18 protein-coding genes are annotated in these 18,951 nt (G+C 48.4%); 16 read left to right on the top strand and 2 right to left on the bottom strand.

What is annotated here, in order from left to right; translation table 11 throughout:
• The first annotated feature begins 290 nt into the window (after positions 1–290).
• The 3 genes from DWW52_RS18730 (at position 291) to DWW52_RS18740 (ending at position 1,847) form a co-directional block, all read left to right on the top strand.
• A complete protein-coding gene (locus DWW52_RS18730) occupies positions 291–1,103 on the top strand; it encodes an RteC domain-containing protein (protein WP_118717254.1) in 813 nt (270 codons plus the stop codon).
• Positions 1,104–1,192: 89 nt separating this feature from the next.
• Complete coding sequence (locus DWW52_RS18735) at positions 1,193–1,540, top strand: helix-turn-helix domain-containing protein (RefSeq protein ID WP_018339453.1); 348 nt, start codon at positions 1,193–1,195, stop codon at positions 1,538–1,540.
• 4 nt (positions 1,541–1,544) lie between these two features.
• Positions 1,545–1,847 (top strand): helix-turn-helix domain-containing protein, encoded by a 303-nt coding sequence (locus DWW52_RS18740; RefSeq protein ID WP_117775551.1) that lies wholly within the window; start codon positions 1,545–1,547, stop codon positions 1,845–1,847.
• 670 nt (positions 1,848–2,517) lie between these two features.
• Here the strand turns inward: DWW52_RS18740 and DWW52_RS18745 are convergent.
• Positions 2,518–2,967 (bottom strand): hypothetical protein, encoded by a 450-nt coding sequence (locus DWW52_RS18745; protein ID WP_117775550.1) that lies wholly within the window; start codon positions 2,965–2,967, stop codon positions 2,518–2,520.
• Positions 2,968–3,067: 100 nt separating this feature from the next.
• Here DWW52_RS18745 and DWW52_RS18750 point away from each other — a divergent pair, with 100 nt between their 5' ends.
• The gene (locus DWW52_RS18750) at positions 3,068–3,277 is read left to right on the top strand and encodes a hypothetical protein (RefSeq protein WP_117775549.1); all 210 of its coding nucleotides are present in this window, start codon (positions 3,068–3,070) and stop codon (positions 3,275–3,277) included.
• Between the two features lie 38 nt (positions 3,278–3,315).
• Here the strand turns inward: DWW52_RS18750 and DWW52_RS18755 are convergent, their stop codons facing one another.
• Positions 3,316–3,783 (bottom strand): hypothetical protein, encoded by a 468-nt coding sequence (locus DWW52_RS18755; protein ID WP_117775548.1) that lies wholly within the window; start codon positions 3,781–3,783, stop codon positions 3,316–3,318.
• A 169-nt stretch (positions 3,784–3,952) separates the two neighbouring features.
• Between DWW52_RS18755 and DWW52_RS18760 the strand changes: the two genes are divergently transcribed.
• The 12 genes from DWW52_RS18760 (at position 3,953) to DWW52_RS18815 (ending at position 18,940) form a co-directional block, all read left to right on the top strand.
• Positions 3,953–4,570: a hypothetical protein gene (locus tag DWW52_RS18760; protein ID WP_118261383.1), complete on the top strand. Its 618-nt coding sequence runs from the start codon at positions 3,953–3,955 to the stop codon at positions 4,568–4,570.
• Positions 4,567–6,027, top strand: a complete 1,461-nt coding sequence (locus tag DWW52_RS18765) for a hypothetical protein (protein ID WP_118310437.1) — start codon at positions 4,567–4,569, stop codon at positions 6,025–6,027. The genes DWW52_RS18760 and DWW52_RS18765 overlap by 4 nt, the downstream gene beginning before the upstream one ends.
• Before the next feature lie 21 nt (positions 6,028–6,048).
• Positions 6,049–6,978 carry an AAA family ATPase gene (locus tag DWW52_RS18770; protein ID WP_118261381.1) on the top strand — a complete coding sequence of 310 codons (930 nt, stop codon included), beginning with the start codon at positions 6,049–6,051 and terminating at the stop codon, positions 6,976–6,978.
• A gap of 1 nt (position 6,979) precedes the next feature.
• Complete coding sequence (locus DWW52_RS18775; protein ID WP_118717256.1) at positions 6,980–7,603, top strand: ATP-binding protein; 624 nt, start codon at positions 6,980–6,982, stop codon at positions 7,601–7,603.
• A gap of 24 nt (positions 7,604–7,627) precedes the next feature.
• Positions 7,628–8,047 carry an HAD family hydrolase gene (locus tag DWW52_RS18780; protein WP_255419011.1) on the top strand — a complete coding sequence of 140 codons (420 nt, stop codon included), beginning with the start codon at positions 7,628–7,630 and terminating at the stop codon, positions 8,045–8,047.
• Positions 8,048–8,083: 36 nt separating this feature from the next.
• Complete coding sequence (locus tag DWW52_RS18785) at positions 8,084–8,659, top strand: RNA polymerase sigma-70 factor (protein WP_118261380.1); 576 nt, start codon at positions 8,084–8,086, stop codon at positions 8,657–8,659.
• A gap of 92 nt (positions 8,660–8,751) precedes the next feature.
• The gene (locus tag DWW52_RS18790) at positions 8,752–9,918 is read left to right on the top strand and encodes a FecR family protein (protein ID WP_158582668.1); all 1,167 of its coding nucleotides are present in this window, start codon (positions 8,752–8,754) and stop codon (positions 9,916–9,918) included.
• Positions 9,919–10,077: 159 nt separating this feature from the next.
• A complete protein-coding gene (locus DWW52_RS18795; RefSeq protein ID WP_370449536.1) occupies positions 10,078–13,476 on the top strand; it encodes a SusC/RagA family TonB-linked outer membrane protein in 3,399 nt (1,132 codons plus the stop codon).
• A gap of 18 nt (positions 13,477–13,494) precedes the next feature.
• Positions 13,495–15,462, top strand: coding sequence for a RagB/SusD family nutrient uptake outer membrane protein (locus tag DWW52_RS18800; RefSeq protein ID WP_118717262.1), 1,968 nt, complete (start codon positions 13,495–13,497; stop codon positions 15,460–15,462).
• 24 nt (positions 15,463–15,486) lie between these two features.
• Complete coding sequence (locus DWW52_RS18805; RefSeq protein ID WP_118717264.1) at positions 15,487–16,794, top strand: DUF4959 domain-containing protein; 1,308 nt, start codon at positions 15,487–15,489, stop codon at positions 16,792–16,794.
• Positions 16,795–16,797: 3 nt separating this feature from the next.
• Positions 16,798–18,255 (top strand): DUF4998 domain-containing protein, encoded by a 1,458-nt coding sequence (locus DWW52_RS18810; RefSeq protein ID WP_118261376.1) that lies wholly within the window; start codon positions 16,798–16,800, stop codon positions 18,253–18,255.
• Positions 18,256–18,466: 211 nt separating this feature from the next.
• Entirely contained in the window at positions 18,467–18,940 is a 474-nt protein-coding gene (locus tag DWW52_RS18815) for a hypothetical protein (RefSeq protein ID WP_118261375.1), read from the top strand.
• Positions 18,941–18,951: the final 11 nt, after the last annotated feature.

The following is an 18,951-nucleotide window of genomic DNA, read 5'->3' on the forward strand; positions in this document are numbered from 1 at the left end:
CATTATGAGTCTCTTAGTGGGCGCTGAGGTACCCGAACCTGTATCTTTTAATTCTTTAATATCCAATTCTTTACTTCGAAAGAACTCTTGAAAAACTAATCTAGGTTACTTTTAAGTAACTGCTTTTGGCTCAAAAAAAAGCCTTTTAATTTTCTCGTAACAAAGATACTAATTTTATTTTCAATATAGGCGATAGTGGGCTATTTTCTTATGTATTTCAGTGTATTATTTGTTTTTTATTTGTATATTTTACACTTAATAGTTTCATAGCCGCTATTAAACTATCGTGTATGAAAAAGTATTTTATGATGCTTATGAGCGAATTGGAAACAATTATTCATTCGCTTAAAGGAAATGACGCCTTAAATATGTCGGTTATGGCTATGCAAGTTATTTATGGTGTGGTGAAACAAGTAAAAGATTACGTACTAACGAATGGTTTTGCAGATATAAACGAAGAGATAGTGTTCTTCAAAGAGTTAAAGCCGTTATTGCATAGTAAATTGATCTACTACATGGAAATAAAGGAGATCGAATCAAAGCGTATTTTATACGCAAATAAGGAATTTGTACGTGCTTATTTGATTGAACAAGTGGAGCGTTTAACGGGATATTTGGAAGAGAATATTTACACGTATAAATATTTGCAGCTTGGTTCTACATTCTTGGATGAAGCATTATTTACTCGAAAAAATGTTTTAGAATTTTCGTGTGTAAATCGTGATAATTTGGATGATTCTTTCATGACACTTTGGGATAATAAAGTATCTCGAATTTTAGCTTACCAGATGCTTTTGGAATATCTAAACTCTGAAATATTGCTTTTGGATAAGCCATTTAGCAAATCTTCCAAATTAGTGTGGCACGGGACAAAGCGGGGGTTAGTCGAATTGATCTATGCGCTCGTCACGAAAGAGTGTTTTGGAGAAGCAACGATAAAAGATTTAGCCGATTTTTTTCAGTTGAATTTCAACGTGGATTTGGGTGATTATTATGGGATCTATAAAGAGTTAAAAGAACGTCCGGTAAAGAATCGTGCGGGTTTTCTTGGTGATCTTGTGGATGGGCTTTTAAAGCGTATGGAAGAGGACGAAAATAGTTAATATAGTATAAATAACTACCCCTGATTTCCCCTACCGTGGCATTCTGAAAATTACGTAATTACATATTCGCGAAAATAAAAAATGACTTTATGGAAATAATAACATTTGATTCTGAGGTTTATCGCGAATTGAAAAAGAGTTTGGATACAATTTCAAACTACGTGCTTAATAAAGAAGACAAGCAAGGGGAGGAGGATTGGGTAGATGAATATGATGTTTGTACTTATTTGAAGATTAGCCGCCGTACCCTTCAACGTATTAGATACGAAAATCTGTTAACCTATTCTTTGGTAAGGGGTAAGGTGTTAATACAGATGAAAGAGGTGCGGCGGTTAATTGAAACGGGGACTATAAAATGCGACATTAATCGCTTTGCAGATTTGTGCAAGGGGCATAAGGCGTATCTTGAACAGCGTAAACGAAACAAGAAAAAGTAAGTCTATGGATATTGACGAGCATTTAATGCTAAAGGCTTTTGATAAATGCTTTAGCCTGTTAGAAAGGATAGATGCAAGGCTTAATTCTCTTGAAAAAAGGGAATTTGGTGTGGATGGTGAACGCTTGTTAGATAATCAGGATTTATGTCAATTGCTGAATGTGGATAAAAAAACATTGGAACGATACAGGCGTTCCGGGCGATTGCCTTTTTTGAAGTTGGGTGGTAAAATTTTTTATAAATATTCCGAGATTGTCAAGGTAATGCAGAATCTAAGGAAATATGATTTTGACAAAGAAAGTGAGTAGAGGTAGGGGGGTAAAAACAAAATGTGTAAATGATAATCTTATATGTTGTTAATATACAGGCAAATACAATAATGATGCAGAAAAATAAATTGTGCAAAAAGTATAATTCAGGTTTACTTATTGAGCTACTTCTCATCAAAAATAAGGGAAAAAGTTAACAATAGGTATAAGAAGGAGGGGAAAATGTTACTTTGGTTATATTTGTGAGGGAAGATCGGTCGGGAAAGGCTTGAATAACGTGGTTTTAGGCGATATTGAGGGGGAATTGACAAAAGGATTGGGAATAGACAAAAAGACTCCAGAAACGGGGTCTTTTTTGTTGTTTATAGAGGGTAGTTTCGGGAGGATTCTGAGAGACGATGCTTCCCTCAAAAGAGTGTGAAAAAGGTGTTTTTTAACACTTGGATATTCAGTTGGATATTCAAAAAGCATATTTTTGAGAGGGCAAATACGGATACATATTCTATAAAAAATATACATTTAAAACGTTTGCATTGCAAAATAAGGGGGTACAAAATATTTTGATTAACATAAACAGATTTAATTTGAATCGCTTGTAATTCAGTAAACTACAACCAAAAACACAGAAAAGGTAATAGTAAAAAGGCGCAATAACCCTATACAAGCCACTTGCCTGGTCACCCATGTGGCCAAAGAAATGCCCAACCGATCAAGAAGCGGCAACGACACCCGAGACATCCTCGGCACTTCTTAACTGAACGATAACCTTTCTTAATTCTTGGTTGTCTACCTCTAAATTTTCATTGATCTCCCTCAAGCGTCCGATCTCCTGCGCTTGTTGCTCTATCTTATAGTCTTTTTCCTTGATGACACGCTCCAAATAGGATACAATGGGATCAGTCGTTTGTAAAGTGTCATGGGTGGTTGGAGCGTCTGGCTGTTTCAACATTTCACCTTGACCTGTAATGAGCCATTCTATATTTAAGTCCGGGAATGATGCTAAGATTTTAGCAATATATACATCTGAAACAGTAGCATCAAGCTTGTCTTTATCAAGTAAACCTCTTTTAATATCAGTTTTTTCGTAAAAAACTGACTTGGTAATATTCTTTTTTTCAATAAAATACAAAATTCTTTGCTTTGTTGTTGCTAAAATCATAGTAAAATGTTTGTTTGTTGCGATAATCTTAGTAATATTGCATCATATTACACGGATGTGTAACGGCAGTAAAGGTAATGATAAATTTAATAATAGCAGAATGGCAAAAGTGATTATTCGCACGACAAGAAAAGTGATGCCGGCATTATTGCCGCCCGGGGCGATCGATGATATCGCCAAGGTTTGCGGCTGTGGCCGGAAAACGGTTTACAACGCCTTAAGAAAAGGGATGAAAGGTCCAGTGTCCAACCGGGTGAAGGCTTATTGCCTGGAGAAATACGGGACGGAGGTTGAAAATAATAACGAGTGAAAAGAGAATTGACATGAGAAACAAAAAAATGTACAGTATTATAATGACGACACATCTGTATCTTGCAAGTCCTCTTCATTTAGTAAATTTTGAAGAGCTTCCACGGCAACACAAAGAGTTACTTTTTTTCCGTTATGGACTTCCGTGTAAGGATAATTTAGAGGTTTGCAATACTCATCAGGAAAAGGGTATTGAGGTAAAAGCTTATAAAGTTGACGACCAACTTCGACTCCTTCATAAAAAAATGAAAGCCCGTTGCGGAATACGTCATAAATGAGCGTATCAAGTTCTTTCTTAGAGATTTTTGTCTCCTTGGTAGAACGAAAATAGATTAAATCTGCATCACCTTTATCTAATCCAAAATTATGACTAGTAGAGATGGCATACTCAAGGCGATACAGCCAAGCAAGATTTGTAAGGATATTAAGAATAGGTTGACGATACTGGTTGATATTTACGTGTTCAGTGTACGATACAAGTACATTTATACGAAAGTTTTTTTTCATAATCGTGATATTTAATTGTTTCGAGGCTACAAATATAACGATTTTCCCACGAACAGAATGGTGTTGTTCACAGCGATAGTGGCGTGGGAACAAAATCAAGCATTTTTCCCGAACGGCATAGCCCGGGGTTCGACTCCCCGGCGGGAACCAAGAAAAAAAGAATAAAATTATGGAATGGTACAATGGATTGGCTTGCGTGACATACAAGGAGCTGACAGACGGGGACCCGGAAGCGGAAAAAGTGGAAGATAGACCGGTGATGAGTGTTTTCACTTATCGCAACCTGACAACCAGGGGTGACATCTCAGTACTTCGGCGTGCTTGTTACGGACATCCGGCGTTGATCTCGTTCAGGAGTTTGCCGTTGAAATACCGGGAGGCCTTTGTCGCCAAGTACGGTGATCCAGAGAAGATGGCGAAGACGTCGTGCCTGAAAGACCTCGTGATCACGGACGTCAAGGCGGAGGCTTTTTTCTCCGGGTGGCAGAAGCCAAACGGGGATCACCTGAAACCGGAACAAATCAGGACCCTGACAATGAACGTGTCGATCCTTAACGCGCTGAACGAGATCATGACGGATGGGCTCACGTTGCACAAGGCCCTCGGGAATTTCAGGTCGCCGTCGGAAGCGTGGAGAGATATGGCGAAATCAGTAAAAGAGTTGAAAAAGTATGACAGGTACCGTCACACGTTGCCGGAGAACTATCGCCGCTTACGGGATCGGCTTGAAAGCTACAGGGCGAACGGGTACCGGGATTTCTCATCCACGCCAACGAGGGGAACTTGAACGCCTCGAAATTAAAAGAAGAGGAACAGAACGCCATGTTGCAGGAACTCGCCAGTGACGGGCGGAACCTGGACAACGAGATGATCGCGATGTTGTATAACACGGTGGCCTCGAAACTCGGGTGGAACACTATCTTGGCGGGAACCGTGGCGAACTGGAAACTCCGCAACATGGACGTGCAGTACGTCGGGCGACACGGCGTGGTGGCTCACCGGAACAACAAGGCCATGCAAGTGAAACGCCGGGCCCCGAGATTCCCCTTGTACTACTGGACGGTGGACGGCTGGGACGTGGAACTTCTTTACCAGCAAAGAGAGGAACGAGAAAAGAACGGCAAAAAATATTCCGTGGTGACATACAGCAACCGCCCGACCGTGGTCATGTTACTTGACCCTTGCACGAGATATCCCGTTGGTTACGCTATCGGGACACACGAGACCCCAGAACTGATCCGGGAGGCATTCCGGAACGCGTTCAAGCACGTGAAAGAATTATTCGGGCATTATTACAAGCCGTGGCAGCTACAGACGGATAATTACGGTAAAAAGACACTCCTCTCGTTCTACGAGGCCTGCACGAGAGTGTACACGCCCGCCCGGGTGAAGAACGCCAAAGCGAAAGTCGTCGAGCCTTACTTCAAGAAAGTGAATAGCAAGTATTGTCACCTGTTACCCAACTGGAGTGGTTACGGGGTAACGAGCAGGAAAGAGAATCAACCAAACGATGAATGGTTAAACCAGAACCGTCACAAGTTCCCTGGCTGGGATGGCGTGGTTGGACAAGTAGAGGGAATCATCCGGGTACTCCGTTCCGAGAGTATCGAGAAATACCGTCAAGCGTGGGGAAAAATGGCCGTCGAGGATAGGCTGGAGATGAGCGACGAGGAGTACCTGGTGTTATTCGGGGAGACGACCGGGTACGGCAACAGCCTCGAGGGAGGCGGCGTTGGCTCGACCATTCTCGGCGAGAAGGTTTGGTACGATAGTTTCGACCCGTCGTTCCGGAACTGGGGACACCTGAACTGGATCGTGAAGTACGACCCGGAAGACTTGAGCGTGGCGGTGGCGATCGAGAATCTCGGTACCCCCGGCAAGCCGGAAGAGGGAACCCGGCGGTTCATGCTCGAGCGGAAACACGTGCAGCCCATGGCGTTGAAAGAACGGGAACCCGGGGATTTCGACGAGTTGCGGAGGGTTCAAGACTACAACGACCGGAGAGAGAAGATGATCAAGGAGAAGCGTGCCCGCTCGGGAGAGGTTGTCCGGGAATTGTTCGAGGAACGGGCAGAACTGAACGATACGCTGGCGAAACTTGTTCTCTGTGATAGCCGGGGGCAGCACAAGGACGAGCGCAACCGGTTGGCCGGGAGGACGACGAAACAGGTCGAGAAGAGCTGTCACGAGGAAGTCGATTACGAGGAAGTGTTCGACGAGCGAGATTTACTGAGAAAATTTTAAACAAACTTTAAACGATACATCATGAACAGGAACGGGTTAATGAAACACGCGCACGACTGGATCACCCGGTTAGGAAGCCAAGCGAGGGTCGCCGATAGATGCGGAATCAGCACGGCAGCGTTGAGCTTGTGGCTCGGTGGCAAATACGGGGCTGACACGGCCTCCTTGGACAAAAAGATAGCGAAGGCGCTTGGGTACAAGGAGAGTGATTGGGTAACGGTAGAAAATGTAAAAAATTTCAAGACGGTAAAATTCGTTTTTGACCAGTGCAAAGAAATAAGTATGTGGATGGCGATAAGCAGTAACGCCGGTAGCGGCAAAACACGCAGCCTCGAGCATATATTCAACACGGACTTGAGCGGGTCGATCGTGTTGATCCAGGCGGAAGAATGGGCAGCACACCAGTTCCTGGAACGCTTGCACGGGAAATTAACAAGCACCCCGTTGAAAGGGTACATGACGAATAACGAACTGCTTGACAAGGTTATTGCCTTGTTGAACGAGATGGACGGTCATCCGATACTGGTGATTGACGAGGCAGACAAACTAAAACCCTCCGCGTTAAGGCAACTAATCCCGATTTATAACCGGACAGAAGAACACCTTGGTTGCGTGCTTGCCGGGACAGAAAATTTGCAAAAAGAAATCAAGGCCGGGGTCCGCAAGAGATTAAAAGGTTATGACGAAATTGATAGTCGCTTGGGAAGAAGTTACATAACCCTTGACGGGGCGACGGAAAAGGACGTTTACACTATTTGTGAGGCAAACGGTGTTACCAGCGAAACGAGTAAATTGACGGTATGGAGCGAGATCGAAAAAGTGGAGAAATTCGTTAGGGTACGGACCACTCAAGGGGAACGGGAGGTGAAGGTATTGCATTGCGAGGATTTCCGTCGCCTGAGACGGTTAATCACCCGGGAAAAATTGTTAAACAAGACAAGCGGCAAGTGACATGAGTCAGGCTATATCAATAGATAACCTTCTAAAAAAGAAATACCGGAAACTTGGTTTCACGGGGGAATGGCACGAGGCTTTCGGTGATCCCGTCCTGGGCGGATCATGGTTCGTGTACGGTGCCTCCACTAACGGGAAATCCAGCTTCGTGCAACAATTAACTCGTTATCTTGCCGAGTTAGGGTTAAACATCGAGTACGTTTCCCTCGAGGAGGGAGCCGAGGACACGATGCAGCAAGCGGCACTCAGGGCGGAATGGAGAAGCGTGAAGCGAAAAATCAGGATCATGGAGCCGATCGAATTCGATGATTTCGCGGAGAGAGTAGCCAAACCGAAAAGTGCGGACGTGTTCGTGATCGACACGATACAGTACTTCGGGGAGGAAGTAAGGTTTAAACAGTATTTAAAATTAAGAAGGGATAACCCGGGCAAACTGTTTATATACATCTCGCACTTGAAAGGCAAACAACCCGACGGCAAGGCCGCAATGAAGGTGATGCGAGACTCGAGTCTGAAAATATGGGTCGAGGGCTACCGGGCGATCTCGAAAGGAAGGTATATCGGGCCACGAGGGTATTACACGATCTGGGAAGAAGGCGCATCACGATACTGGGGAGTGTGAAATTTAGTGATACAGTGATTTACGATTTTAAAAGCGGATTTCACGGCTCCTTATGCCGGGATCCCCGAGTTGCTGGGGGAATTGAAGCGGCAAGGTATTTTATTAGCCGTGGCATCCAATAAATACCATGAAGCAACCGTAGCCCTTATCCCCGCATATTTTGGCGAAGGACTTTTTGATTTTGTATTCGGGCAACGGGAGGGAATACCTATAAAGCCTGATCCGACGATTGTCTATGATATTATAAAAGCGGCAGGTGTCCGAAAAGAGGAAGTGCTTTACGTGGGAGATTCCGGTGTGGATATGCAGACCGCCGTGAATAGCGGGGTGACTTCCGTCGGTGTGACTTGGGGCTTTCGGGATCGGGAAGAGTTGTTGGCAAACGGGGCTTGCCATGTCGCGGAATCTCCATTAGATATACTGGCAATATTGAATGAAATATAAAAATATATGCTAATTTTGCACTAAACATGAACTGGCATGGTGGGTAGTGAAAAAATATTGTCATTGTATAAACAGAACGAGAAGGTGGCGATGCAGTTGCTTTTTGATGTTTATTACGACCCTCTTTTATTGTATTGCAACCGGATGGTGCATGATGCGGATGGTGCGGAAGACATCGTGCAAGAATGTTTCGTGCACCTGTGGTTCTCCCGGCGATTGCAAAGTTTTGAGGGGGATTTGGACCGGTTTATGTTTCAGGCTGTGAGGTTTCGAACGATTAATTATATCCGGGATAAACATCGCCGGGATAAAATGCACGACGATTCTTCCGTTGATGATTGTATTTTGCCCGGTATTCTCCGGGAGGAGGAAGCGGGACAAGAGATTGAGTTGCTATATCGTATGATAAATCGCTTGCCGGACGAGTGCCGGAAAATATTTTTGATGGCAGCTCTTGACGATATGAAATATCAAGAGATCGCCGACGCCTTGCAGATCAGTGTGAATACCGTGAAAACTCAAATGAAGATAGCCCTCCGGTTTTTGCGGGAACATTTGAATAAGGATTCTTTTTCTTCCATTTTGCTTTTCTTCGTGGAGGACGTGTTTTAATTTTTTTGCGGCAAGGCAAAAAAAATTCATTTTCTTTTCACCCTAAATGAAAAGTGTGGTGATATATGAGTAAACGACCCATAATAATGAGTATGAAAGAAAATGAAATAGATCGGATTTTGGCAGACCTTGTTGCGGGGGAGCGTATTTCCGCGGAGGATCGGCAAATCTTGGAAAACTGGAAAGAGGTTTCCGGGCGAAATTCCCGTTTTGAGCGGGAGATGCGGGAAATAGCCTCCTCTGGTGCGAAATTGCATCATCGGCGGAAGAACGAGATCGTCTTTGAACAAGTGGAGCAGGTCGTGAGAAAACGACGGGGGAGGGTCCGGTTGATGCGGCAATTGTCAGTGGCGGCAGGTATAGCCTTGTTCGTGGGGATAGCGGCTTATTTTATGCTTGCGGGAGAACGGCAAACGGGAACTTCAGCACGGGTGGTTACCGCGAGGATCATGCCCGGGAGTGTGCGGGCGGAGTTAGTTTTGCCGAGGGGAGAGGTGGTTCATTTGGATTCCACCACCCAAGTGGTGCTTGCTGCCGATAGCTTGAACCTGCGAGTGATGAGCGACGAGAGTACGCTAATTTATGGTGCGGAAGAGAAGAACGAGCAGATGGAGTACCACACGATTCGGGTACCCCGGGGCGGGGAATATAATTTGCAGTTGGCGGACGGTTCCAAGGTCTATTTGAACGCGGGATCCTCGTTACGTTATCCTGTTCGGTTCACGGGGGAACGGCGGGAAGTCGTTTTAACCGGGGAAGGATATTTCGAGGTGGCAAAAGATACCGCCCGACCGTTTGTCGTGAAGGCGGGCGAGATTGACGTGCGGGTGTTGGGGACGGCGTTCAACGTGAACGCTTACCCGGAGAGGGAAACCGTTGCCGCGACGCTGGTGGAAGGAAGCGTGCAAGTGAATTATAAAGCGGGACAGCAAGTGATACGACCTGGGATGCAACTCGTGTATGACAAGCAGAACGGGAAGGCGGAGGTGAGTGCGGTGGATACCGAGGTGTACACTTCGTGGAAAGACGGGTATTATTATTTCAAGCGGGAACCGCTGGAGAATATCATGGAGGTGCTTTCCCGGTGGTATGATTTGAATGTCTTTTACCATAACCAAGATTTGAAACGCATGGAATTCGGGGGACGTTTGAAGCGTTACGATGATATTAGTTACCTGCTCAAGAAAATGGAGGAAACTCAAGATGTCGAATTTATAATAAAAGGAAACACGATAACCGTGCAAAGAAAAACAGATTGAAGACCTGAGCAATCTTCAACCTGCCGTTAATCAAGTATACTTTCCGATTCATTTGCACCGATAGGGAAGTATATCATGTACAATTATAAATACAAAACTATGAAAAAAAGGCGAAATTGCGCTTGGCGATGCCATGGGAAGTCATGGCGAAAAATGTTAATGTTTATGAAATTATTGAGTGTTTTACTATTTGGTGTGTGTATGTCAGTGAGCGCCAGTGTGCTGTCGCAAAATGCGAGAGTGACGGTGGATATGCGAAACGTGGCATTAACCACGGTGTTGGAAGAACTGGGGAAGCAGTCGAAGTGTGATTTCTTCTACAATTACGCTTTGATGCAGACGAAAGGGATGGTCAGCGTGAAAGCCGAAAAACGGGAACTCGGGAAGGTGTTGGAAGAGTTGTTGCCCGGGTTGGGATTGGCATTTACTTTTGACCGGAACGTTGTGGTGATCCGGGAGAAGGTCGACGACGAGAAACCGAAATCCGTGCGGGTGAAAGGGTACGTTTTCGACAAGCAGAAGCAATCCATGCCGGGGGTGACGGTGAAAGTTTCCGGGCTGACCATCGGGACGTCGACGAATGCCCAAGGATGGTTCGCCCTGGATTTGCCCATGACAAGCGGAACGTTGGAGTTCACGTTTATTGGGTTTAAGAAGAAGACGCTGGACTTTACCGAGAAGATGGCGAAAGACACGTTGCGCGTCACGATGGAGGAGGACGTGCAGGAGTTGGACGAAACGGTGGTCGTGGCTTTCGGGCAGCAGAAGAAGGAGAGCGTCGTGTCGGCGATTACCACGGTGCGCCCGATGGACTTGAAGTCGTCGAGCAGTGACCTGACCACTAGCTTTGCCGGTAAGATCGCCGGTATCGTGGGGTGGCAGACGGGTGGTCTTCCCGGTGCGTTGACCGAGGAGGAGATGAACACGAAGTTCTACATCCGGGGTATTACCTCGTTCCAGACCGGGGCGAACATCGACCCGTTGATCCTGATCGATGGCGTCGAGTCCTCCAAGCTGGATTTGGCGCGTATCGTGCCGGAGGACATCGAGAGTTTTTCCGTGATGAAAGATGCTTCCGCCACGGCGATGTACGGTGCCCGCGGGGCAAACGGCGTCATCCTCGTGACTACCAAGAAAGGGGAGGAAGGTAGCGTCTACACCTCCGTCCGTTACGAGGCGGTGGCTTCCATGCCGACGAAGGAACTCGACGTGGTGGATCCGGTGACCTACATGCGTATGTACAACGAGGCGCTGATGGCGCGCGACCCGCTCGCCGCGCCGCGTTACTCCGCCTTGGATATCAGCCGCCGGCAGAACAAGAGTTTCCCGTCGTGGGCGTATCCCGCCAATGATTGGAACGACATCCTCTTCGAGGATTACAGCATCAACCACCGTTTCGGGGTGAACATCCGGGGCGGTTCCAAGGTGATGCAATACTACGCTTCGGTCAACTACAACCGGGACATGGGTATGTTGAAAACCGACCGCCTCAATGACTTCGACGTGAACATCAAGAACGGCACCCTTTCGTTCCGCGTGAACCTGAACGTGAACCTGCACCGCAACATCAAGTTGCTCTACAATAGCCAGACCAACTGGGATAAATACCACGGTCCGTCGGCAAGCGTGCAACAGGCTTACAAGTTGGTGATGAAAGCCGACCCCGTGTCATACGCTCCTACGTACCCCGCCGATTTGGAATATAACTGGAATCATATTCGCTTCGGGGCGTACCGGGAATCTGATATGCAAATTAATCCCTATGCCATGATTCACGCGGGATACTTGGAACGAAACCGCTACAGCGTCACCAACCAGTTGGAATACATCCACAATCTCTCTTCCCTGGTGAAGGGATTGGAGTTGCGCGGACGGGTAGCGTTGAGCCAGACGGGCTATTACGCATTGAATTTTACCACGAAACCGTTCTTCTATCGTTTGCAATCCTTTGACGAGTCCACGGGAGGCCATAAACTCTTTGCCTTGAATGCTGCCAGTGGGGATCGCACAATCGATTTGTCTGACGAGAAAGCGGAGGCGATGCAAACCCGTCTGACCTACGAGTTGCGCGCCTACCACACGGCAGCGTGGGGCGACCACCAGACCAGCCTCACGGCGGTGCTCAATGCCATGGAATCGACGAGTTCTGAACCGCAGAAGTTCCTAGAGGCAGTGGAACATCGGAATCTCGGTTTTTCCATGCGGGGCACTTACGGGTTCAAGGACCGCTATTTCGTGGAGGCGAGTTTCGGGTACAACGGTTCCGAGCGTTTCGCCAAGAAGCACAAAATGGGATTCTTTCCCGCTGCCGGCGTGGCGTACGTGATTTCCAGCGAGCCCTTTATGGCGGGTGCTGCCAACTGGTTGCCCTACCTGAAATTCCGTGCTTCTTACGGGAAGGTCGGGAACGACGGGATTATCAATACGCCCCGTTTCGTGCATTTGCCGGAAGTGCTTGCTACTTCTGTGCGCTCCTTACAGCCGGGACAACAGGATGCTAAAGCTTGGACTGTACGGAATTACGCGGATGAGAATATCAAGTGGGAAATTGCCGAGCAGGTGAATTTCGGGTTGGAGGCGAAGATGTTCAAGGGCATCATGGAGTTCACCTTGGATGCTTACCAGGAGATCCGCCACAACATCCTCTCCTATCGCCTTGTGATCCCCAGCCACGTGGGGATTGAGCAGAACCAGTTGGATAATATCGGGAAGGTGCGCTCCCGGGGGATCGATTTCTCCGGGAAGATCCAGCACGCCTTCTCGCCCGACTTGTGGATTATCCTGAACGGGACCTTCACCTACAACAAGGCGGTTTACATGAGCCTGGAAGAGGCTGCCGACAAACCGGAATGGCAGCGCAAGAAAGGGCACGAGATCAGCCAGCAGGTGGGATTCATCGACCAGGGTTTGTTCCGCGACGAGGCGGAGGTGGCGAACGCCCCGAAACAGAGCGGTAGCTACGGTCCCGGTGACATCCGTTACCGCGACGTGAACGGCGATGGCACGATCGGCCAGGAGGATGCCGTGCACATCGGTTTCCCGGAAACGCCTCGGATTACCTACGGGTTCAACGGTTTTGTCAATTACAAGGGATGGGAGTTCAACTTCGCCTTCCAGGGTTCCGGTAGTCGCGGGTTCTTTATTAACCCGATGAGCATCTCTCCGTTCTATAGCGGGAATATGTTGCAGGCGATTGCCGACGACCATTGGACTCCCGAGAACATGAAGATGCATCCCTTGTGGCCCCGTTTGTCTGCGAACGCCATTGCGCTTCATAACGGTGAAGAGGATTACTACCAGTACCAGACGGGCGTGATCAAGAGTACTTATTTCATGCGCGAGTGCCACTTCTTGCGTTGCACGGCGTTGGAACTGGCGTACAATTTGCCGGACCGCTGGAAAAATAAAGTGCGCATGCAGAACGTGAAAGTGTTTTTCCGGGCGAACAACCCCTTCATCCTCTCCAACTTCAAGTTGTGGGACGTGGAACTGGGCGAGAACGGGTTCAACTACCCGATCCAGAAGACTTTTGCCTTGGGATTGAATTTTAGTTTTTAACTTGAATGAAATAGATATATGAAAAAAATTGGAATTATAGCTTGTGGCTTGGCGTTCTTGTGGGGCGGGTGCGATTACCTGGATATCGTGCCGGAAGACGACGTGAAGTCAATAGAAACGATTTTTGAGCAACGCTCGCAGGTGGATGGTTGGGTGGCAACGTGTTACCGCAATATTCCCGGTTTGACCACGTTGACCGGGAATGTCGCCTACACCGGGGCGGACGAATTGGTGGGGAATGATGTCCATCGGTATGTGGCAGGTATGGTCGGCACGATCGACGGGTTCAAAATTGGCGACGGTTTGCAGCAGGTGTTGCACCCGATCAATGACTCTTGGACGAACAAATCTTATTACGCCACGATCCGCTATTGCAACACTTTCTTCGAGAACATCGGCAACACGCTGAACATGGAGCAGGAGGAGAAGGAGTTGTGGACGGCGGAGGTGAAAGCCGTGAAGGCGTTCTACTATTTCCAGATGGTGCGAAAGTACGGTCCCATCATCCTCTTGCCGCAGACGATTGGCATCGAGGAGAGCATCGATGACATGAAGCGTCCCCGCGTGCACGTGGACACCTGTTTCAAGGAGATCGTGCGCCTGCTGGATGAGGCGATAGAGGTGCTGCCGCTCCGGGCGGAAAAGGAAGCGATGCGCCAAGGGTATTTCCACAAGGAGTCCGCGCTGGCGTTGAAGGCGCAGGTGCTGGTTTACCAGGCTTCCCCGCTCTTTAACGGTAACCCGAGTTACGCGAGTTTCCGCAACCGGAAGGGCGAGCTGCTCTTTAGCGCGACACCCGACCGCGAGAAGTGGAGGCGTGCCGCCGAGGCTTGCGATGAGGCAATCAAGGTGTGTGAGGATGCCGGTTGGGGCTTGACCAAGGGATACACGGGAAAGGCAACCTCTTTGTTGAATACGATGATGGATATCGAGCAGTCCGTGCAGGCACCCGGTTCCGTGAGCAAGGAGATCGTGTTCCAGACGAAAACGATTTATTCAAACATCGCATCGCCCAATTATTTCTTCGCGCACACGTTGCCCTATTTTTGCAATGCCACAATATTGAACAATCCTCCCTCGGACGGATCCATGTCTCCCTCGATGAAGATGGTGGAGATGTACTACACGAAAAACGGTTTGCCCATCGATATGGATAGGGAGTGGAAATACGAGGAGCGCTATACGATGGGGCAGGTGACCGACGTGACAACCTACGAGCGGGTGATCCCGGCAAACACGGGCGTTTTGAAGTTGCACCTGGACCGGGAACCCCGTTTCTATGCCTGCATCGCTGCCGACCGGCTCTACTGGCGGGGGGCGGTTGTGAACCAGTCGAACGAGATGAAAGAACCGAAAATCATCACGGCACGGAAAGGCGAGGAGTTCGGGACGAACCTCGAGTCCTTGCAATCCTACATGAACCAGAACCGGAGCGGCTATTGGCTGATGAAGCATATCTATACCGATTTGTTGTGTAATAATTATAAAAAGCAGATAGAGGGAAAAGGCGATTTGCCGAAGCCGTTGATTCGGATGGCACAGCTTTACCTGTGGGCTTCCGAGGCGTGGAACGAATACCTCGAAACCCCGGACGACCGCGTCTATGCCGGAATTGACAAGGTGCGCGCCCGTGCCGGCATCCCGGACGTGAAAGAGGCGTGGAGCCAACACTCCACGAACCCGGCACTTGCCACGACCCAGGCAGGCATGCGCCAGATCATTCGTAGGGAAACGAGCATCGAGTTGGCTTTCGAGGGACAGCGGTTCTGGGATTTGCGCCGCTGGCTGGAAGCCGAGAAGGAGTTGAACGAACCGCTGACGGGGTGGAACGTGGTGGCTGCCGATGCCGACGGGTTCTATAATAACTACCAAGGTCCGGTGGTGGTTTGGGAGAAACGCGGCTTCCTGGCGCCGAGGGATTATTTCTTTCCGATCAGTTCGGAAGTGGTGCAAGTGTCTGGCGTGGTGCAAAATCCGGGTTGGTGATGTTTAATCGTAAAATGAAGAATTATGAGAAAAAGGATAGGATTATTAGGGTGCGCTTTGCTGTTGCTGGCAGCCTGTAATGATGACAAGGATATGTTTGACGTGCCCGTGCCGGCGGAGACCATCTCTTTCCAGCCGGTGAGCGGGGGTGCCGTGATGCGCTATGCGTTGCCGGATGATACCGGGATCTGCGCCGTGAAGGTGTGCTACCGGAACGAGCGTGACGAGGAGGTGACCATCTTGGGCACCCCTTACGCGGACTCGGTCGTGCTGACCGGCTTCGATGCCCCGCGCCGGGACGTGCCGGTGCGGATCTCCGTGACGGACAACAATAACGTGGAGTCGGAGCCGATCGAGCGGACTTTCAACACGTTGGCATCTTGCCCTTACGCCTTTATTGACAGCGTGAAAGTGGAGGAGAGTTGGAACGGCTTGAATATCGTTTCTTCTTACACGGGGAAAATCACCGGTATTGTGGATGTCTACCGGGTGGGGATTAATCCCTTCTCCAAAAAATTGGATACCTTGTATATCCGGAATTTTACCATTGCTGCAGGGACGGTGAAAAATTTTGTTTCTATTGCTACCGAGGACGAGGAGAGCACGATTGTCTTGAAGACGGGCGACGGCAAGGGAAATCATGTGCGTACGCTCGTGGTTCCCGGGGTGAAAAATCATTCGACACAACAATACCCGCGGCAAAAACTGTCCGTGACGGATCCCGGGGAGATGAGTTACGAGTACAAGGGTGTGGCCGATGATTCTCCGTATAGGGCATCATATTTCGGTATCGAATACTTGACGGATGGCGATTTGAAAGGAAAAATTCGCAAGGAAAGGGGTAAAAACGCTCATTATTACACGTACGTGACCAAGGTGAATGGAAACGGTTCGTACGTGCAGGTGGAGCTGGAAGAGCCGCAAGTGATTGCCTCGGTTCGTTTGTACGGGGTGCTACGTGATCTTGATGCCATCATGTCGGCGGGTGATTTGTTTGCTGGTAATTACATCGATCGTTTGCCTTGCAAGGTGCGGGTGGATGCGTCCGATGACGGCGAGCGGTGGGAAACGATCGCTTCTTTCGAGCAGCAGAAAGACGGGAATGGAGATTGCTGGGGAAGAACCACGAGTTTAGGATGGGATGTCACGGTGGAGACGTATGACAAGACGGATCCTTATTATGCCGAGATTGTGGCTGCTATTAGTGATTTGAAGTACAAGTACTTGAGAGTTTATTCCTTGGATCATTTCACGACCTGGACGTTTTCTGGGGATAATACGGGAGATCGTATCTCTTATCATGAATTGGAAGTTTACGTGCAAAAAGATTAATTTATGAAATACACATATTTATTGGGTTTATTGGCAGTGCTGTTTTTGGCGGGCTGCGAGGATTTGGAAGACACGTACGAGGATTACGTGGGGGACGGGCCGGTGCGTTACCTGGCGAAATGCACTTCCGTGGAGGTGTTGAGCGGTTGGAATCGGTTGATTGTTTCTTGGGAGAATAAATTGGACCCGAACCGGGAGGCGATATTGGTCCATTGCGAGGCGGACGGTTACCTGTACGATACCGTGCTGGATGCGAACGCCACCTCGTGCATCATCCGGGGATTGGCGGACGCCACCTACTCCGTTTCCGTGGCGGCGCGGGATAAGGCAGGCAACACGTCGTTGACGAATGACGAGGTGCGTTCCGGCCGTCCTTACACGTTGTCGCACGAGGGTGTGCAGGGTTACACGCGGGGCATCGTGAAACACATTTTCCTGGGGGACAACCTCGTGTTGTTCATGGGAACGAAAACCGACAAGATGCTGGAGTTCGTGGTGCATTACACCGGCACGGACGGCAAGCGGTACGATTATGACGTGTACAGCGAGGGGTTGAACACGATTTTTCTCCGGGGAGTCAAGGCTTCGGAACCCGTCGTGCTGACCCGCAAAGGATTGTTGGAGGAGGGACCCGATGTGATTCCCTTCCCGGACGTAACCTTGGAAACCAACGTGGTGAATATGGCGGGAGATTTTAGTGGTTACTTGCAAGAGCGTTACGGGAACGTGGACGTGAATCGCACCAACCTGGAACTGGACTATGATTTGTCGTCGATCGAGGATATCCTCTATTTTAAAGATTTGAAAAAGTTGGAACTCGGGAAAAACCGCTATTACGGCAAGACGAAGAAGATGAGTGCCATCTCGGTGGCTGCCAACAGGAAGCGTGCCGAGGAGTGTATCGCGTTCATGCAGGAGGTGATCGGTCTGGAGGTGGTGAATTATGGTTCTCATTACGGGGCGTTCGGTATTCCTGCGGAAACTCCTGAATTGCCGCAGGATCTGGTCCTGATGGACACGGAAGGCTTCACGGTGGAAAATTCGATAGAGGGTTCGGCTCCCGATTTCGAATCGTACATGTTGCTGGACAATGATCCCACGTCCTTGTGGGAAACCGTGCTGGAAAAAGGAGAGCGGCGCATTTACGACCTGACCATTGATATGAAAGAGGTGCGCGAAGTGAAAGGCTTGAAGATCGTGCAGGCGGACGTGTCCACCAGCGTGAGAAATTACCTCCCCAACGCGATTACCATTTATGTTTCCGAGGACGGAAAAACGTGGACGAATCCTTGCAGCATCGCGGAATGCCGTTTGGGGGTATGCGTCGGCGAAACGAAATTGCTGAACTTTACCTCCCCCCGGAATGCGCGCTACATCCGCTTGACAGTGAAAGATACCTATTACGGTAGTGGCTCAAACATGAGAGCTGGTTGCGTACTCGGTGACGTGCTACCTTTCTGACGTATAGTGTGTTTGTAAATAGGTTTATTTTGCACGCACCCCGGAAGGGGGTGCGGCAAAATAACGATTAAAACATGAAATCATGAAAGCGATGTATTTTTTTGCCATCGTTTGCCTGTGCGGGTTGCTCGGGATTCAAAGAGTGAAAGCATAGGAGTCTGAAACAAGGACATCATGTAATTTTGAATATGTAAAAGATTTTTGTAGGGTTGTGGGGTGGAATTATCCGGGACGTCAGGTGATCGATTCCGTGAAAAAGACTTATAACGGTAAAGGGAGGATCACGCTTGCCGTGTTAAAAAAGCTCTCGAACATGGTCGGGAATAACATCCTTACCCCGGAAATGAAAGAAGTCGTGAAGAGCACGCGGAAGCAACCGGGAGGTGACGAACGTCTGTTTATGGTCGCATTTGTTTTTAATGGCAAAGGAGAAGTGCTTGCCGGCAATATCAATTTGGAGGGCGAGTACATCGATAAATTGAAAGATGAATCGGAATCGATTTACCGTGCTTTGTTGAATTTGAAAATAGATGTGCCGGCATTAAGAAAGTTGTCTCCGGATTATTTTCAAGATTTTTCGGAATCCGATGTTTTCAAGTTTTTCGTCTTTTTTGACATCTCCGGTCGTTTGACGAAAATGTTTTCGACGTGCTATGCGGATTTGGAAGAAACTGGTAATAAATGATTTTTAAAAGG

The organism is Odoribacter sp. AF15-53 (genome assembly GCF_003479425.1).
Lineage (GTDB): Bacteria > Bacteroidota > Bacteroidia > Bacteroidales > Marinifilaceae > Butyricimonas.

Excerpts from the sequence above, each read along its gene's own strand:
- DWW52_RS18730 (WP_118717254.1), top strand. The coding sequence starts at position 291 with ATGAAAAAGTATTTTATGATGCTTATGAGCGAATTGGAAACAATTATT.
- DWW52_RS18735 (WP_018339453.1), top strand. The coding sequence starts at position 1,193 with ATGGAAATAATAACATTTGATTCTGAGGTTTATCGCGAATTGAAAAAG.
- DWW52_RS18740 (WP_117775551.1), top strand. The coding sequence starts at position 1,545 with ATGGATATTGACGAGCATTTAATGCTAAAGGCTTTTGATAAATGCTTT.
- DWW52_RS18745 (WP_117775550.1), bottom strand. The coding sequence starts at position 2,967 with ATGATTTTAGCAACAACAAAGCAAAGAATTTTGTATTTTATTGAAAAA.
- DWW52_RS18750 (WP_117775549.1), top strand. The coding sequence starts at position 3,068 with ATGGCAAAAGTGATTATTCGCACGACAAGAAAAGTGATGCCGGCATTA.
- DWW52_RS18755 (WP_117775548.1), bottom strand. The coding sequence starts at position 3,783 with ATGAAAAAAAACTTTCGTATAAATGTACTTGTATCGTACACTGAACAC.
- DWW52_RS18760 (WP_118261383.1), top strand. The coding sequence starts at position 3,953 with ATGGAATGGTACAATGGATTGGCTTGCGTGACATACAAGGAGCTGACA.
- DWW52_RS18770 (WP_118261381.1), top strand. The coding sequence starts at position 6,049 with ATGAACAGGAACGGGTTAATGAAACACGCGCACGACTGGATCACCCGG.
- DWW52_RS18775 (WP_118717256.1), top strand. The coding sequence starts at position 6,980 with ATGAGTCAGGCTATATCAATAGATAACCTTCTAAAAAAGAAATACCGG.
- DWW52_RS18785 (WP_118261380.1), top strand. The coding sequence starts at position 8,084 with ATGGTGGGTAGTGAAAAAATATTGTCATTGTATAAACAGAACGAGAAG.
- DWW52_RS18790 (WP_158582668.1), top strand. The coding sequence starts at position 8,752 with ATGAAAGAAAATGAAATAGATCGGATTTTGGCAGACCTTGTTGCGGGG.
- DWW52_RS18795 (WP_370449536.1), top strand. The coding sequence starts at position 10,078 with ATGTTTATGAAATTATTGAGTGTTTTACTATTTGGTGTGTGTATGTCA.
- DWW52_RS18800 (WP_118717262.1), top strand. The coding sequence starts at position 13,495 with ATGAAAAAAATTGGAATTATAGCTTGTGGCTTGGCGTTCTTGTGGGGC.
- DWW52_RS18805 (WP_118717264.1), top strand. The coding sequence starts at position 15,487 with ATGAGAAAAAGGATAGGATTATTAGGGTGCGCTTTGCTGTTGCTGGCA.
- DWW52_RS18810 (WP_118261376.1), top strand. The coding sequence starts at position 16,798 with ATGAAATACACATATTTATTGGGTTTATTGGCAGTGCTGTTTTTGGCG.